Genomic DNA, 17,305 nt, shown 5'->3' on the forward strand with positions numbered 1-17,305 from the left:
AAGGCACAGCTTACGCGAGAATCTCAATCGCAAATAAAGGATCTCCTGCTTTTACCGGTCCGTCTGTCAAAAGACGGATTCTCTGGTTCTCCTCCAGCTCTGTGCAAAGAACCGGTGACGTAACCGACGGCGCATGTGTTTTCAGATATTCCAGATCCAGCTTCAGCATCGGATCACCTTTTTTCACGGTCTGACCGCTTTCTACCAGTGCCTCAAATCCCTCTCCGTTCAGTTTTACTGTATCAATTCCGACATGAATCAGAAGGCTGACCCCGGAATCGGTTACAAATCCAATCGCATGTTTTGTGTCAAAAACAAACGCGACCTCTCCGTCCTCCGGAGCACGCACATAAGGATCTTCCGGTGTCACAACAGCGCCGTCTCCCATCATCTTTTCCGCAAACGCTTCATCCGGCGCAGTAGAAAGGTCGGCTGCCAGTCCGCTTATCGGGCTGCAGACAGTAATCGTATCCACAACCTTCTGTTCTTTTGTTTCCTGCGTCGGTTCCGCCTCTTTTGGGGTTGGTGTATTTTCTGCTTCCGCATACGTATTCGAAGCTTTTTCCAGATAATCCTCTAAATTTGATTTTATCACAGTTACATTGGGTCCGTAAATAACCTGTACACCATTTCCTTTATGCACAACGCCAGATGCCCCTGTCGCCTTTAAAATACCATCGCTGACTCTCGCTGCATCATGAACAGTACAGCGCAGTCTTGTCGCACAGCAGTCCACATCCGAAATATTTTTCTTTCCCCCAAGACCTTTTGTGATCGCTTCACTCATGGCATCTTCCGATGCCACCCCATCGCTCTGCGCCTCTTTTCTTGCATTTACATCTGCTTTCGTATAAAGCTTGGTTTCCACATCATCATCCTCGCGACCCGGTGTCTTAAAATCAAACTTTTTAATCATGAATTTGAAGATAAAATAATACAGGAAGAAATAAAGAATGCCGACCGGAATCACCCTCATCCAGCTTGTCTTTTCATTTCCCTGCAGAATACCGAACAGGAAGAAGTCCAGAAGTCCGCCGGAAAAGGTAAGACCTACTGCGATATTCAGGATGTGTGCGATCATATAAGCTGTTCCCGCAAGAATAACCTGCACGACAAACAACGCCGGTGCAACAAACAGGAAAGAGAATTCCAGCGGTTCTGTGATACCAGTTGCCATACACGCAAGTGCTGCGGAAAGAAGCAGACCGCCTGCTGCTTTTTTCTTCTCCGGTTTCGCACAATGGTACATGGCAAGTGCCGCTCCCGGAAGTCCGAAAATCATAAAAATAAATTCTCCGGAGAAATATCTCGTTGCATCTGCACTGAAATGTGCGACATTCGCAGAATCCGCAAGCTGTGCGAAGAAAATATTCTGTCCGCCCTGCACCATCTGTCCTGCCACTTCCATGGTACCTCCGACTGCCGTCTGCCAGAACGGCATATAGAATACGTGATGCAGACCAAATGGAATCAGTGCTCGCTTAATCAGACCGAAAATCAGCGTTCCAGCATAACCGGAGCCGGTTACCAGGCCACCCAGCGCATAAATGCCGTTCTGTACAACCGGCCATACAAAATACATTAAAATTCCCACAAACATATAGACGATCGTAGAAATAATTGGTACAAAACGAGTACCTCCAAAGAAAGAAAGTGCGTTCGGAAGCTGGATCCGGTAAAATCGATTATGAAGTGCTGCGACTCCAAGACCGACAATAATACCGCCAAACACACCCATCTGCAGCGACTGAATACCGCAGACAGAAGTGATGGTTCCTTCCAGAACGGATTCTGCAATTTCTCCGTTTTCCAGAATCTGACCCGTAATAGTCAGCATTGCGTTAATCGCTGTATTCATAACGAAATATGCAATAACGGCTGACAGGGCAGAAACCTCTTTTTCCTTCTTTGCCATACCAATTGCAACACCTACCGCAAAAATCAGAGGCAGGTTATCAAACACCGCACTTCCTACTTTGTTCATGATCACCAGCAGCGCATGAAGAATTGTGCCGTTGCCGAGCAAACTTGTCAGCCCGTACGTTTCAATTGTGGTTGCATTGGTAAATGAGCTTCCGATTCCCAGTAAAAGTCCGGCTACCGGAAGAATTGCGATCGGGAGCATAAAGCTTCTTCCCACTCGCTGCAGAACACTAAAAATTTTGTCCTTCATTTTTTTACTCCTTGTGTAGTTTATACTTTTTACAAGAAAAGTTTCTGCGGTTTTGCATCTTTTTAGCCGGTCTGTACTCTTTTTTCTAAAACAGAGCACAAAAAAGAGACACTAACCCACATAAACAATTCCTGTTATGTATAGTTAATGCCTCCAAAAATCGAGTTACACACTACAACTGTAGTTGAATATAGCACAGATAAATCTCTTTTGTCAAGTCAGTTCTTATGATTTCAGCTTTTTTCTTTTTATCCATTTTTCACATTCTTATGCATCTATTTTGTGCACAATAGCTAATCAACATCTTTTTTTTGAAATGTCATAAATTCAAGATCTTCCTGTTTCCATAGTTGTGCAGGCACATGCAATACTTCTTTACTTTCAATATCCTGCCACCGGCCTTCCGGAAGATACAGTTCATATTCATCTCTGTCAAATCCGGGTGAAATAAGCAATGCATCACCAAGCATATAAGACAGATTCTGTATCTTTGCGATTGGATCTTTCGGATATTCCATCACAAGCGGACGAATCATTGGAATACCAGACTGATGACTCTGGCAGGCGGTGTGATAAAGATATGGCACAAGTCGATGTCTGAAGTTAATCCATTTTTTTACTTCTTTTAATGCCATATCTCCATACTGCCATGGTTCCCGCGGTGTTTTACCGTGCGCTCTGGATAATGGCATCCACAATCCCATCTGCACAGAGGAAAGGTAATCTTCTATATTCGGACGTTCCTCATTTCCGATATAAATTTGTACCTTTTTAAATATCTTTTTTTACCAACACTGACCGCCTCAGCTTTGAAAGGTAAAAAATAATTCACAATAATAGTAGTAAAATTTAAGCCAATTTTTTCGCAATAAAGTAAAATAAAAGAACGGTACCTTTTATTGGACCGTCCTTTTTGTCAACATCTGTTTTATGCTGTTTTTACGCTCTTAATCGGAATTTCTGGATATCCTTTGCATTATTCACGCGCTCAATTTCAGCGCCGAGTCCTCGGAGCTTTCCATCGAAATCCTCGTATCCGCGCAGAATGTATACAATATCATCCACCACGGTAACACCCTCTGCTGCAAGACCTGCAATAACAAGTGCTGCTCCGGCGCGAAGATCCGGTGCGGAAACCTCTGCTCCGGTAAATTTCTCTACGCCGTCGATGATCGCCGTGTTGCCTTCTACTTTAATACAGGCGCCCATACGTGCCAGCTCATCCGCATATTTAAAACGATTTTCAAAAATACTCTCTGTTACAATACTCGTACCGTTTGCCAGTGCCAGTGTAACCGCAATCTGCGGCTGCATATCGGTCGGGTAACCCGGATACGGCTGTGTCTTTACGTGTGTTCTGCCCAGACGTTTGCTTGCGCTCACACGGATGGAATCGTCAAACTCTTCTACGTCGCAGCCAATCTCCTCGAGCTTTGCGGTTGTTGCTTCCAGATGCTTTGGAATCACGTTTTTAATCAGCACATCGCCCTTTGTAGCTGCTGCTGCAAACATATACGTACCTGCCTCGATCATATCCGGTACGACCGCATAGCTGGTTCCGTGCAGGGTATCGACACCCTTGATCCGGATCACATCGGTTCCTGCTCCTTTGATGTTTGCTCCCATGCTGTTCAGGAAGTTCGCCACATCGACAACGTGCGGCTCTTTCGCTGCATTCTCAATCGTTGTATTTCCTCTTGCCATCGAAGCTGCCATCATGATGTTGATGGTGGCTCCAACGGAAACCATATCCAGGAAAATGTGGCTTCCATGCAGATCTGCCGCACTTGCCACGATTGCGCCATGACGGATGCTTACCTCAGCACCGAGTGCGCGGAATCCCTTTAAATGCTGGTCGATCGGACGGCTTCCAATGTTACATCCGCCCGGAAGCGGAACTTCCGCTCTTTTGTATTTTCCAAGCAGCGCGCCTAAAAGATAATAAGACGCACGGATTTTTTTGATATATTCATAATCAACGCTCAGATCTCCGATGGTTGCTGCATTGATCCGCACGGTATGGCGGTCGATGCGGTCCACGGTGGCTCCGATCTCTGCGATTGCTTCCAGAAGTACATTAATATCACTGACATCCGGCAGGTTTTCGATCAGGACCGTCTCATCGGTCATCGTTGCTGCCGTAAGAATTGCAAGCGCCGCGTTTTTTGCTCCCCCGATTTCCACTTCGCCCACAAGAGGATTTCCACCTCTGATGACATACTGTTCCATATATTCACCTCAAATTTTCTTTCTCATACTTAACGAGTGTGTTTTATCCAATATCTAACGAATCAAAGTCTTTTTCCTGTTTTTTTACACACTCCAGATACGCTGAAACGCACTGCTCCCCGCAGTTATTTTTCAGTCTCCCCTTATCTTAACTCAAATCTAATACTTTGTAAATCAATTTTAATACATTCTGTGCTATTTCCGTCTTTTTCCATCGTTTCCGGTCAGGAATATTCAGAGAAACGTTATATGTAATTTCTAACTATCAGAACATTTCCCTTATTATGATATAATCGTATGTTTTCAAAATTTCCCTGAATATTCCACCAATTCTGTTTTACATGCCGATCTGCTCGCGGAGCGCCAGGATCGTGCCCTGGATATCCCTTCCGCTCTCGTCAACCGTAATCTCGGCATACTGCTCATATAATTTACTTCTCTCATCGTAAAGATCCTTCAGCGTCTGGCCCTCTTTCAGCACGACGCCGCGTCCCTTCAGGTTTCCGAGACGTTTCGCCAGATCCTCATACGACAGCTTCAGGTAAACGATGGTTCCAATTTCTTTAAAATGCTCCATCGCCTCTTTTCCGTAAATGGCACTGCCGCCCGGCGCGATGACGCTTTTGTTGGCTTCCAGTGTCGCATTGACTTCATTCTCAATCGCAAGAAAGCCTTCATTTCCTTCATCCGCAATGATCTCGCGCAGAAGACGTTTCTCCCGATGCTGGATCACAAGATCCGTATCAATAAACTCATATCCCAACACCTTTGCAAGAATAACACCAACGCTGCTTTTGCCGGCTCCCGGCATTCCTATTAAGATAATATTCCGTTTATTCAAGATTTATTCCTCCTGCTGTCTCGTAAATTTTTCTCTATCCTATCTCTGCAGATTCGTTCCTCCCTGCTTCATGATCTGCTCGATCTCTGTTTCGCTCGCCACATTGGCATCGTGCTGGATCATCAGCTTTAAGACACTTGCGGAAATCGCAAAGTCGATGGCTTTCTGCGGCTCAAAATCATGAAGCATCGCATGGATCAGTCCCGCGCCAAATGCATCACCGGCTCCGACTGCCTCAAAGCTGTGTACTTTATGAACCGGGCTCTCGTAGAATTTTCCGTCTTTCAGGTAAATTCCCATCCAGTCGCCGTCCTCCACGGTGTAGAGATTGCGCAGCACACTCGCAACCGCTTTGCAGTTCGGGAACTGCTTCTGGATTTCCAGCATGCCCTCTTTGTAAGACTCGATCTGCTCAATGCCGCGCGACATATCTCCGTCGTACGCCGGAATGCCAAGTGATGATTCAAAATCCTCATCGTTTGCAATGCAGACATCCACATACGCCATCAGACGGCGCATAACGCGCTGTGCGTCCTTCGTGGACCACATTTTTCCGCGGTAGTTCAGATCACATACCACCTGGATTTTTTTCTCTCTGCAGAGCGCCAGAGCGTTCTCCAGCGCTTTTTCAATCTCTGTGCTGATGGCAGGCGTGATACCGGAAAAATAAAAGAGATCTACGCCATCAAGCAGTTTTTCCCAGTCAAATTCCTCTGCCTTTGCCATTGCAATTGCGCTGTAAGCGCGGTCATAAACCACGCTCGTCGGGCGGATATTCGTTCCCTTTTCAAAATAGTAAATACCGACGCGTCCGCCGCCCCGCAGCACACGGGATGTATCGACGCCGAACCGGCGGATCTCATTGACGGCTGCCTGTCCCACCTGGTGCTCCGGCACTTTTGTCACGTACGAAACATCGTCCCCGAGTGTCGCCAGGGAAACCGCAACATTCGCCTCCGCGCCGCCGTAATTGGCTTCAAATGTATCTGCCTGTAAAATTTTCAGATGCTCCGGTGTTTTCAGACGCAGCATCACTTCTCCAAAAGTAAGTACCTTCATACTAAAATTCCTTCCAAAAGCAATTTGCTCTTTTGTCTCAATACCTCTTTATCTTACGCTGTTTTCCCCACGTACGCAAGAAAAACCTGCGGAAACCACCCCCGTTTTCCATCGCAGAAAAGCACAAAAAAAGCGGCTTTCTGTTTCGCTTCAGAAAGCCTCTTTTCGTGTATTTCATTATTCTTTTACTGCTCCCAGTGTAATACCGGTTACGAAGTATTTCTGCAGGAACGGATATACAATCAGCATAGGAACAAGGGCGATAAATACCTTTGCTGCCTCCAGTGATTTGTTGGAGTTCTGTGCTAACTGCTGATACTGCTCTGCAGTCAGGGTTACGCCTACCGGGATCTGAACGGAGATCTGACGGATGTAGGTCTGTAACGGATAGTTCGTCTCTTTGTTCATTAATACCAGGCCCTGGAAATACTCGTTCCAGTAACCAACGGATGTAAACAGGACGATGGTTGCGATAACCGGTTTGGAACACGGAACTACAATCTGCCACAGGATACGCCACGGGCCGGCGCCGTCTACACGGGCTGCCTCCTCGAGGTCTCCCGGGATGCCGCGGAAGAAGTTCATCATCAGGAGTACGTTGAATACCGGAACAGAACCAGCCAGAACCAGTGCTGCCATCGTATCGATCATACCATAATTTTTAACGGTGATGAACCACGGAATGGTACCACCATTGAACAGCATACAGAATACCAGGATCCACATCAGGACGTTTCTCGGTTTGTACTCTGTTTTGCTCTTTGCCAGCGGATAGGACATCATAATCAGGACAACCATGGTCCATATGGTTCCAATCACAACTCGCTTGATGGAAATCCAGAAGGAATTCCAGAATGCGGAATCACCCATAATCAGGCTGTAGGATTTTACGTTTGATCCGATCGGGTAAATCGTTACAAGACCGCCCTCAGCGGCTGCTTTTGAAGAAATAGATACGCAGAACGTATACCATAACGGATAAAAACAGCTGAATGCCAGGAGAATCAGGATGATAGCATTTATGACTTTAAACGCTTTGCTGCCAAAACTCTTGCTTTCTATCATAATTTCTGCCCTCCTTAGAAAATCTTGTAATCAGCAAACTTGTAAGCACAAACATAAGAAGTAACAACCAGCACGAAGCTGACAACAGATTTAAAGAGACCTGCTGCAGTAGCCAGCGAGAACTGCATGTTTGTAATACCAATACGGTATACGTATGTATCGATGATATCACCAGTTTCAATAACCAGCTGGTTGTACATGTTGAATACCTGGTCGAAACCTGCATTCAGAACGTTGCCCATTGCCAGTGTGGTCAGAAGAACGATGGTCGGAACCAGTCCCGGGATGGTGATGTGCCATACACGTTTCCAGCGGCTTGCGCCGTCGATTGCGGCTGCCTCGTAAAGGCTCGGGCTGATGCCGGTCAGCGCTGCAAGATAAATAACTGCGTTGTAACCGAACTCTTTCCATACATCAGTTCCGATCAGTAACTGACGGAAGATGCCAGGCATGGTCATCGGAAGAACGGTATCCGTTGCACCCATTGCGCTGCGGACCGTGTTGAAAATTCCGTTTGCGCCAAGGATATTGGTGATGATGTTTGCAAGGATAACCCAGGATACGAAGTGCGGCAGATATACGATCGTCTGAACCGTCTTTTTGAACTTCATATTCTTTACCTCATTCAGCAGCAGTGCGAACACCAGCGGAATGATGATATTCAGGATAACCTTTGCGATTGCAATAATCAGAGTATTGACAAGTGCCCGTTTTGCATCCGGGATAACGGTCAGGTATTTAAACCATTTCAAACCTACCCACGGAGAGCCGAACCATCCTTTGCTCGGATTGTAATCCTGGAATGCCATTACAATACCAACCATCGGAACGATAGAAAACATAAACAGCCAGATATAACCCGGCAGAACCATTAACGTATAGTGAAAGGAATTTGACAGCCCGAGACGGCCTTTTTTCTTCTTCACGGCAAGCTCCTCCTTTGATGTCATTTTTTTTAAAGTAGTGGGGTACAGGTTTTCCTGTACCCCACCCTCCACATCATACATTTACATAAATTACTCAGCCAGGTAGTCTTTTACCAGCTCAAGGATCTGATCGCCGCCCTGTACATGCCAGTCGGTGCAGAACTGATCCCACTCGTCAAGGCTCTTCGCACCAGTGATGAACTGAAGGACACTCTTGTCTTCCAGGTCAGAGATCTGCGTCCAGTAGGTATCCATTCCGTCGATGGTGTAGTACAGTTCAGAATAGATCTTGTGATCCGGTTCAAGTGTTGCGTATGGACGATCACCAATCAGCAGTGCATAGAATCTGTTGAACTGTCCGTTGTTGGTATTGACATCCATATCGGTTACTGTCAGATCTCTGGATCCGTCATAGTCCTCAGAGATAACGTCTTTCAGAGTTGCGGCATCGTTTGCCAGGTTCTTGTACAGACCGTTGAATTTGCTTCCGCCCTGCTGATAATCATCTGCGCTTGCTTCGCCTTTGATGATTCCCATCAGTGCATCATACTCATACTCGCACTCGTCGGTAGCTGCCATGGTGTTACGCAGCGGATACCAGCCGATTGCTACAGAAGTATCGAAGGTAGACTCATCACGAACGAGTACGTTGTTCATGATAACAATGGCTTTCTTCACATCATCCGATGCGTTTTTGTTTACCATAGTATAAGTGGTTCCAACGTCTTTCATATGAACATTCCACTCACCGTCTTTGGTGTACAGCGGATATGCCTGCCAGTTTGCATTGTTATCGTTACGGAAGGAATCCGGGTTTCCGTATCCAAGGCTCCACCATGGTCCCATGAAGATACCGCAGGTTCCGTTCTTAACATTGTTTGCATTGTCGCCGTTGGTTGTGGTTCCAACCTCCGGGTTGATGAGGCCTTTTTCATACCAGTCATGTAAGGTGGTAAGGGCTTCTTTCATTTCATCTGTTGTAGTTCCCCAGTACAGTTCGCCGGAATCATCTTTCAGAAAATACCCCGGTGTTGCATTGAATGCCTGATATACAGCATCGAACCGTATCCGTTGTTGGAGGAGTTCAGGAAGTTGGAGTAGGTTCTTCCGCCGTTATCAATACCTGCGATTGCATAATCCGGGCTGAGACCTGCGTCTTTAAATTTCTGAGCTACTTCGCCGAGTTCATCTACGGTCTTCGGAACTTCCAGTCCTAACTGATCCAGCCAGTCCTGACGGATAAAGTACAGGTAAACACCATCGGTATCTACCGATATGTTTGGCAGTGCACAGAAGGTTCCGTCTACGGTTGCATTGTTGATCGCACGTCCTTCGGTAGTCTCGATGATTTCTTTTACCTGTTTGGATGCGTACTGGTTGAACTCCGGCCAGAGGTCTGCAAGAAGATCTGCTCTTGCTGCCTGTACCAGGTAGTTACGGGTTGGTGCAACGACTGCATCCGGAAGGGAAGCAGATGCGATTGCCAGAGATACTTTCTGCTGGAAGTCAGATGCATTACCTGCAGTCCAGTCGCAGACAACTTTGATGTTGTAGTTATCCAGAAGGTATCTGGTGTACTGGTTGTTATCTACGGAATCGCCGTCCGGAAGTGTGGTATCCTTCGGGTCGATCTGATATCCATAATGTACTTCTACGACATGATCGAATTTTGCAAATGCACGGTCATCATTTTCACCAGGTGCAGCATCATCTGCTTCATCAGCTGCTGCGATCCAGTCACCAGAACCTGCTGCATCGCCGGAGCCGCTGTCCGATGAGGTATCCTTTGCTTCATCGCCGCCTGCCGTACTTGATGCTGTTGTGCCGCTGCTCTTGCTGTTTGCGTCAGAACTGTCTCCTCCAGTGCTGCCACATGCTACCAGGCTTACGATCATGGTGCTTGCCAGTAATGCAGAAATTACTTTCTTTTTCATTTGGTGTCCTCCTTGTGATTTACGTTCTTTTTGCGTGCTCCGTTGTTGCTTTTGTCCAGGCTTACGAAGAATCCATTGTTTTTGATCATACGTTTTGCCTAAAACTTTCACATTTTCGTCACACTTTTTATGCAATGATTATACCTCTTCTCCACCCGTTTTGACAAGCATTTTTTATGTATTTTTCACAATTTATTTCGTTTTTTTAATTCATATTGTCGATTTTGTACACTATTTTAAAATTTATAGTCAATCTTGACTTTTTCTTTTTCGTTATTCTTTTACCTATTGACGGATTTTTTGTGCTTTTTCCGTCATTTTGTATATTTCTCGTACTTTCAGACATTTTACCTGCAGAGCCTTCTACCGGCAGTTCCCTCCGAATGCCGGGCAGCACAAGAAAAAAGAACCTCTTATCTCTCCCCGGGAATACTTCTTTCCGGAAACATAAGAGGTTCTTTTTCTTTTTTTGTTCTTTATTCTGCTTTTTTCTTCTCTTTTGGAATAATAATATTCAGTACAATCGCCGCAACAGCTGCCGGAACAATACCGGAGCCGCCGAAAATCAGCTGGATATAATAAGGAAGCTCAGAAGTTGCTCCCGCTGTGGAACCAAGGCCGTAGCCAAGACCCAGTGCAACAGAAACGATCGTGATCTCACGGCTCGTAATCGGCTCTTTTGTGATGAGCTGGATACCGGAAACCAGAATTGACGCAAACATCATAACGGCTGCACCGCCGAGTACGGACTGCGGCATAATGGATACAAATGCTGCAATCTTCGGGCAGAGTCCGCAGAGGATCAGGAAAATGGCTCCGCAGGAAAGTGCCATACGGTTTACGATTTTTGTCATCGAAATAATGCCGACGTTCTGTGCAAAAGAAGTATTCGGGAGAACGCCGAGTGCTGCTGCAAAGCTGGATCCGAGACCGTCGCAGATGATACCGCCGGAAAGCTCAGAATCGGTTGCCTCGCGGTCCATACCGCTCTCTACGCAGGCACAGATATCGCCGACCGTCTCAACGGTTGTTACGATGAACATGATCGCTACCGGGAGAATTGCCTCCACACGGAAGACTGGTTTTACCTCAGCCAGTTTTCCAAAGCCTGCAATACCAGGGAGTGCGAACCAGGACGCATCTTTTACCTGCTGGAAATTGACAACCCAGGAATATGTATAGGAAACAGTGCTTCCATCCTCAAGAACCGCCGTTCCGGTATGCGGCAGAACCATGGTCATAATAATAGCTACCACGTAGCCGACTAAAATACCGATCAGAATTGAAGCCGTGCTTAAGATTCCCTTCGGATTTGTAAAGTGCTTCAGTGCCAGCGTTACAATCAGAACGACCATGCCAAGGAACAGGTTCTGTATGGAACCGTAATCGTTCGTTCCGGAACCGCCGCAGAGATAATTGATTCCAACCGGAATCAACGAAAGACCGATCGCCATAACGACGCAGCCGGTAACAACCGACGGGAAAAATTTACGAAGCGGCTTTAAACAGACGCCAAGCACGCCCTCAAACAGACCGCCGACAATTGTCGCACCAAGGATAGCGCCGTACGTCAGCGCGCCCTGTCCCAGCACGGCTGTCACGCTCTTGAATACGCCGAGGAATCCAGAAGATGTACCCATAACAATCGGCACTTTACCGCCGATCGGTCCAATCGAAAACATCTGTACCAGTGTTACAATACCGGCTACTGTCATTGCATTCTGCAAAAGAGCCGTACGAAGTGCACCGTAGCCCGCATCCGCCGTCAGACCGCACGCTCCCATGATGATCAGAAGCGGGGTAAGGTTTCCTATGAACATCGCCATTACGTGCTGCAATCCAAGCGGAATCGCCTGCTTCAGCGGAATCCGTCCTTCAAAGGTGTACGGGGTTCCCATAGCTGAACTTTTTTCTTTTTTCATTGCTTTTCTCCTGCTTTTGTAGATTTGGGCTGCCTTGCCTTTCGGTATGGAATATGCCCTGCACAGCCGGAATTTTTCCGGCAAAGCGTCCTTGTTTTTTCTTATAGATACTTATAAGTTTTTCTTTTTAAACAAGTCTTCTTCATAAGCTGTGCTTTTATGTAAAAAGATTATCATGTTTCTTTTTTCCCGTCAACCCGCATCTTGTACAGAATTCCATAAAAAGGAGACACCGGTCTGTGTTCCTCATCTCACAGATCAATGTCTCCTTGTTTTCTTCCTTCAATTTAAGCGTTCTGGAAATCCTCAATCGCTTTTACGGTGCGGTTATATTCTTCCGTCACCTTCTGCATCAGATCATCCGTCTCGGTCTCCTGCAGCGGTCTTAACCGCTCGGTCAGCTCGGCGCTTGGCTCGTACAGATTTTTAAAACCAAGATTCTGGCACACGCCTTTTAATGTATGAGCTGCACGGAATGCAACCTCAATATTTCCGTCCGCCAGTGCCTGGCAAAGCTCCTGATAGCTCGGATCCTGAGGAAATTTTAAAATGATCCGCTGAATCAGAGATTCACTGCGAAGCCGCTGAACGGTTTCCTCGTAATCTGCTCCCATCTGCATGTAGCAATCTTTTAATGTCATCTTCTCTTCCTCTTCCCTGTATGCAAATTCATTACATATTAATGCAAACAAGTTCTTTATCAATACATAAATAATTATATTTCTCGCGCAAGCTCTTGTCAACTTCTGCTTTTCATTATTTTTGCATTATTTTTGTTTACTATACGCTCTATTTCTGAACATAAAATATCTTTTTTCTTACGTTTTTCTTAGGTTTTTATATTACCTGTATATTGCATTTATGCATAATAATACAACTCACTCGCATATTCTGTCGTTTTATTCACACGGTACCGCGTGAAAGTCTATTTCTTCTGTCTAGTCTCGTTGCAAAATGTAATGTTTTTTGTACCCTGTAATTTTCGTTATTTTTCTGTGTTTCTTCTATCTTTTATGCAAAAAGGGACCCCCGTTCTTAACCGGAGATCCCTTTGGATTTCTCAAAATCAGATTAGCAGATTCCCTGAGCCATCATAGCGTCAGCTACTTTCTCAAAGCCTGCGATGTTAGCGCCCATAACATAGTCGCCCTCATGGCCGTAACGTTTTGCAGCATCAACCATGTTGTGTGTGATGTTGATCATGATGCTCTTCAGTTTTGCATCAACTTCTTCGAAGGTCCAGGACAGACGCTCGGAGTTCTGGGACATCTCGAGTGCGGATGTTGCAACACCACCTGCGTTTGCAGCTTTTCCAGGTGCGAAGATTACGCCGTGCTCCTGCAGATATTTGGTTGCTTCCAGAGTAGTAGGCATGTTAGCGCCCTCGCATACTGCAGTGCATCCGTTCTCAACAAGTGCTTTTGCATCCTCAAGCAGCAGCTCGTTCTGAGTTGCGCAAGGAAGAGCAAGGTCTGCTTTTACAACCCATACGCCGCGTCCTTCGTGGTACTCGGAGTTTGGACGATATTTCTTGTACTCGGTCAGACGAGCACGATTTACTTCTTTGATCTCTTTTAATGCAGCTACATCGATTCCGTCTGGATCGTAAACCCATCCGTTGGAGTCAGAGCAGGTGAGAACTTTCACACCAAGCTGAGTAGCTTTCTCGATTGCATAGATTGCAACGTTTCCGGAACCGGATACACAAGCGGTCTTGCCTGCGATGTCGATGCCGTTCAGTTTCAGCAGCTCCTGGGTCAGGTACAGCAGTCCGTATCCGGTAGCCTCTGTTCTTGCTAAAGATCCGCCGTAGCTTAAACCTTTACCAGTCAGAACGCCTTCGTATACGCCGCGGATTCTCTTGTACTGTCCGAACATGAAGCCGATCTCTCTTGCGCCTGTTCCGATGTCACCAGCCGGTACGTCGGTGTCTGCGCCGATATATTTGCAAAGCTCTGTCATAAAGCTCTGGCAGAATGCATGATCTCTCTGTCAGATTTTCCTTTCGGATCGAAGTCAGAACCACCTTTACCTCCGCCGATCGGAAGGCTGGTCAGTGAGTTTTTGAATACCTGCTCGAATCCCAGGAATTTGATAATACCAATATTTACAGAAGGATGCAGACGGATTCCTCCTTTGTAAGGTCCGATTGCACTGCTAAACTGTACACGATATCCGGTGTTTACATGAGCCTGTCCTTTATCGTCTACCCACGGCACACGGAATTTGATCTGACGCTCTGGCTCTACCATTCTCTCCAGAAGAGCGACTTTTCTGTATTTTTCCTCGTTTGCTTCAATAACAGGGCGAAGAGATTCCAGAACCTCTTTGACTGCCTGATGGAATTCCGGCTCAGCTGGGTTTTTTGCAACTACGGACTCAATAACCTCATCTACGTATGACATGTTAGTTTCCTCCTTGAAATTTCTCCCTTAATGTAGTGCAGAAAGATTTCTTTAAAAGATCCATCTGCGGTTCTCATCAGCCTTAAAGCGTGGAGAAAATCATTTCCGCACTCTCTCGCGTCTCCGGTGGATTCTCCCGTCCTCCGGATCACTTAATTTTATAAGGTCAACGATTGTTTGATATTATAGCATAAAATATCCGGTTTTTGCAATATTTCACGCAAAAAATTCCTAATAAATCATGATTTTGTAGCGTTTTCTAATATTTACCCAGTATTTTTGTCGATTTTGTATATTTTTACCGAAAGTACTATAAAATTTCGCGTGCTGATTCTTTAGAAAATAAAGATTAGCTGCGGTTTTTTGTTTTTATATTAGGTGTTTTCGATTTTTTCTTCACGCTCCAGCCAAAGGTTCCCTGCTTTTTCCCGATTCCAAAGTACTCTCCGTGGGAATACACAATCGGTTTCGCGCGGTTCAGATCGAAGCGGCCGCGCTCATCCATGTATGCCTCATCCGCATGGACAGCCACAACTTTTGCAAGAAACATGTGATGCGAGCCCAGTTCGAGCACCTGCTCCACTTTACACTCGATATTAACCGGCGACTCCCCGATCATCGGTGCGGAAATCTCCTCCGCCTCGACTTTCGTCAGTTTCATCTCTTTGAACTTATCCACATCTCTTCCCGAGCGCACGCCGCAGTAGTCGGTCGCATAGCAGAGGTCCTCCGTCGTCAGGTTGATGACGAACGCACCGCTCTCTTTGATCATCTGATAGCTGTAGCGTTCCGGCCGCACCGAGATCGATACCATCGGAGGATTCGTACACACCGTGCCGGCCCAGGCAACGGTGATGATGTTGTCCTCCCCGTTCTTTCCGCGCACCGACACCATGACCGCCGGCAGCGGATACAGCATATTTCCCGCTTTCCATGTCTGTTTTCCCATTCTTATTTCTTTCCTTTCCTCTTTTTCACCCTTTTATGACCGAAAAAAGCGTGCCCCGGATCTGTTTTCAGGCCCGGAACCACGCTTTTTTATTTTTTCTGTTTTTACTGATTCTGCAGCGCCATCATAAATGCCGGAATCAGCTGTTTCTTTCTCGACACAACACCCTTCAGCTCGCAGCTGACCTCGTTGACCGGAAGATCTTCAAAAGCTTTTTCGATGACTTCCTTTGCCCCGCTTCCATAATACAGAAGCTCTGTAGATTCTTCTATAATATTGGTCAGCATAAAGAATACCATCTCGATGCCGTGTTTTCCGCACTCGCTTTCCATCTGCGGCAGAAGCTGTTCCTTGATGGATTCCAGCTCGCCCGCATCGAGGGATGTAATCTGGCCGACACCAAACGTAACATCTCCCATGATGAATTTTTTGAAATCCTGGTAGAAAATTTCTTCCGGTGATTTATCTTTCAGGTTGCTTCCTGCACGGAACATTTCGGATGCAAACTCCGGAATGCTGATGCCTGCAATGTCCGCCAGTGCCTCTGCTGCCGCTTTGTCAAGAAACGTACACGTCGGCGACCGGAACATCAGCGTATCGGAAATGATGGCTGCGCAGAGCAGTCCTGCGATGTTCGGCGCGATCTCCAGCTCTTTTTCCTTATAAATTTCATACATAATCGTTCCCGTGCAGCCCACCGGCTCATTGCGGAACATAACCGGCGCCATCGTCTCAAGTGATCCCAGACGATGATGGTCGATGATCTCGAGAATCTCCGCCTCTTTGACGTTATCGACCGCCTGTGATTCCTCATTGTGATCGACGAGAATCAGTTTCTTTCCTGCATTTCCGATCAGGTTCCGACGGGAAATCGTTCCCACATATTTTCCTTTCTTGTTCAGAATCGGGAAATCGCGGTGTCTCTGATTTTTCATAACTTCTTTGATATCATCGAGGAAATCTTCGGTGTTGAACGTGATCAGATTGCTTCTGCGCATCAGATATTTGACCGGAATACTCTGGTTAATCAGACGCGCAATCGTATACGTGTCATGCGGACTGCTGATGATCACACAGCATTTTTCCTCTGCAAATTTCTGAATCGTTTTCGTCACCTTTGCGCCAAGTCCGACGATAATGCAGCTTGCATCCATCTCGATTGCACAGAGCTGGTCCTCCGCACGGTTTCCGAGAATGACAAGGTCATCTTTTTCGATGTAGTTCTCCATCGTATCCGGATGGAATGCGCCGACAACGACTTTTCCGCGGATAAAATATCCATGCTCATTTCCGACAATGACAGATCCGTCCAGCGTATCCGCGATACTGCGGTATTGCGTCCTTGCCAGTGACATGACATGGCTGTCATAAGAATCCATATAGGATTCCGCGATATCACTGACCGTGATCACGCCCTGCAGATCATTGTCCGGCGAAGTAATCGGCAGTGTGACTACATTGTTGTTTTTCATCATGGAATACGCTTTTTTCACGGAAATCGTACCCGGCACGCTCGGCACCTCGTGAATCTCAATTTCCTTTACCTGCGTTCCCGCATTCGGCAGGTAGCCCGGCGCACGCACCCCAAAGCGCTTCAGTACATACTCGGTCTCCTCATTGATCTGACCGGCACGGCGTGCCACGTAGGTTTTTGTTTTATCCGTTCTGTTTTTGATATCCGCATAGGCAATCGCCGAACAGATCGAATCCGTATCCGGATTTTTATGTCCAATTACATAAACTCTTGAATTTGATTTCATAATAGTACTCCTCCCTTCTGTATGTTTGTGGTATACAGTAAG

The 17,305-nt window shown here is 46.4% G+C and carries 13 protein-coding genes and 1 pseudogene; all 14 read right to left on the reverse strand.

Features of this window, described 5'->3' with window-relative positions:
- Nucleotides 1–10: 10 nt before the first annotated feature.
- The 14 genes and pseudogenes from DW965_RS03490 to DW965_RS03560 all read right to left on the reverse strand — a co-directional run bounded on the left by DW965_RS03490 (nucleotide 11) and on the right by DW965_RS03560 (nucleotide 17,263).
- Complete coding sequence (locus DW965_RS03490) at nucleotides 11–2,173, reverse strand: PTS transporter subunit IIABC (RefSeq protein WP_119198034.1); 2,163 nt, start codon at nucleotides 2,171–2,173, stop codon at nucleotides 11–13.
- A gap of 293 nt (nucleotides 2,174–2,466) precedes the next feature.
- On the reverse strand, nucleotides 2,467–2,877 hold the full coding sequence (locus DW965_RS03495) for a TIM-barrel domain-containing protein (protein ID WP_118595206.1): 411 nt from the start codon (nucleotides 2,875–2,877) through the stop codon (nucleotides 2,467–2,469).
- 235 nt (nucleotides 2,878–3,112) lie between these two features.
- Complete coding sequence (locus tag DW965_RS03500; protein ID WP_117510690.1) at nucleotides 3,113–4,402, reverse strand: UDP-N-acetylglucosamine 1-carboxyvinyltransferase; 1,290 nt, start codon at nucleotides 4,400–4,402, stop codon at nucleotides 3,113–3,115.
- Nucleotides 4,403–4,739: 337 nt separating this feature from the next.
- On the reverse strand, nucleotides 4,740–5,243 hold the full coding sequence (locus DW965_RS03505; protein WP_055226307.1) for a shikimate kinase: 504 nt from the start codon (nucleotides 5,241–5,243) through the stop codon (nucleotides 4,740–4,742).
- Between the two features lie 39 nt (nucleotides 5,244–5,282).
- Nucleotides 5,283–6,302, reverse strand: a complete 1,020-nt coding sequence (locus DW965_RS03510; protein WP_055268266.1) for a sugar kinase — start codon at nucleotides 6,300–6,302, stop codon at nucleotides 5,283–5,285.
- A 177-nt stretch (nucleotides 6,303–6,479) separates the two neighbouring features.
- Complete coding sequence (locus DW965_RS03515) at nucleotides 6,480–7,367, reverse strand: carbohydrate ABC transporter permease (protein ID WP_117510684.1); 888 nt, start codon at nucleotides 7,365–7,367, stop codon at nucleotides 6,480–6,482.
- Nucleotides 7,368–7,381: 14 nt separating this feature from the next.
- Nucleotides 7,382–8,293 (reverse strand): ABC transporter permease, encoded by a 912-nt coding sequence (locus tag DW965_RS03520; protein ID WP_238046142.1) that lies wholly within the window; start codon nucleotides 8,291–8,293, stop codon nucleotides 7,382–7,384.
- A 90-nt stretch (nucleotides 8,294–8,383) separates the two neighbouring features.
- Nucleotides 8,384–9,262: a hypothetical protein gene (locus DW965_RS03525; RefSeq protein WP_119198035.1), complete on the reverse strand. Its 879-nt coding sequence runs from the start codon at nucleotides 9,260–9,262 to the stop codon at nucleotides 8,384–8,386.
- A gap of 44 nt (nucleotides 9,263–9,306) precedes the next feature.
- Nucleotides 9,307–10,227, reverse strand: a complete 921-nt coding sequence (locus DW965_RS03530) for an extracellular solute-binding protein (RefSeq protein ID WP_119198036.1) — start codon at nucleotides 10,225–10,227, stop codon at nucleotides 9,307–9,309.
- A 476-nt stretch (nucleotides 10,228–10,703) separates the two neighbouring features.
- A complete protein-coding gene (locus tag DW965_RS03540; RefSeq protein ID WP_117510677.1) occupies nucleotides 10,704–12,149 on the reverse strand; it encodes a uracil-xanthine permease family protein in 1,446 nt (481 codons plus the stop codon).
- 287 nt (nucleotides 12,150–12,436) lie between these two features.
- On the reverse strand, nucleotides 12,437–12,790 hold the full coding sequence (locus DW965_RS03545; RefSeq protein WP_055220310.1) for an Hpt domain-containing protein: 354 nt from the start codon (nucleotides 12,788–12,790) through the stop codon (nucleotides 12,437–12,439).
- Between the two features lie 430 nt (nucleotides 12,791–13,220).
- Nucleotides 13,221–14,554 (reverse strand): annotated as a pseudogene (gdhA, locus tag DW965_RS03550) (NADP-specific glutamate dehydrogenase).
- A 349-nt stretch (nucleotides 14,555–14,903) separates the two neighbouring features.
- Nucleotides 14,904–15,503, reverse strand: a complete 600-nt coding sequence (locus DW965_RS03555) for a flavin reductase family protein (protein ID WP_117510675.1) — start codon at nucleotides 15,501–15,503, stop codon at nucleotides 14,904–14,906.
- Nucleotides 15,504–15,607: 104 nt separating this feature from the next.
- Nucleotides 15,608–17,263, reverse strand: coding sequence for a putative manganese-dependent inorganic diphosphatase (locus DW965_RS03560; RefSeq protein ID WP_117510673.1), 1,656 nt, complete (start codon nucleotides 17,261–17,263; stop codon nucleotides 15,608–15,610).
- Nucleotides 17,264–17,305 lie beyond the last annotated feature (42 nt).

This window comes from Blautia sp. AM47-4, assembly GCF_003479865.1.
GTDB lineage: Bacteria > Bacillota > Clostridia > Lachnospirales > Lachnospiraceae > Fusicatenibacter > Fusicatenibacter saccharivorans.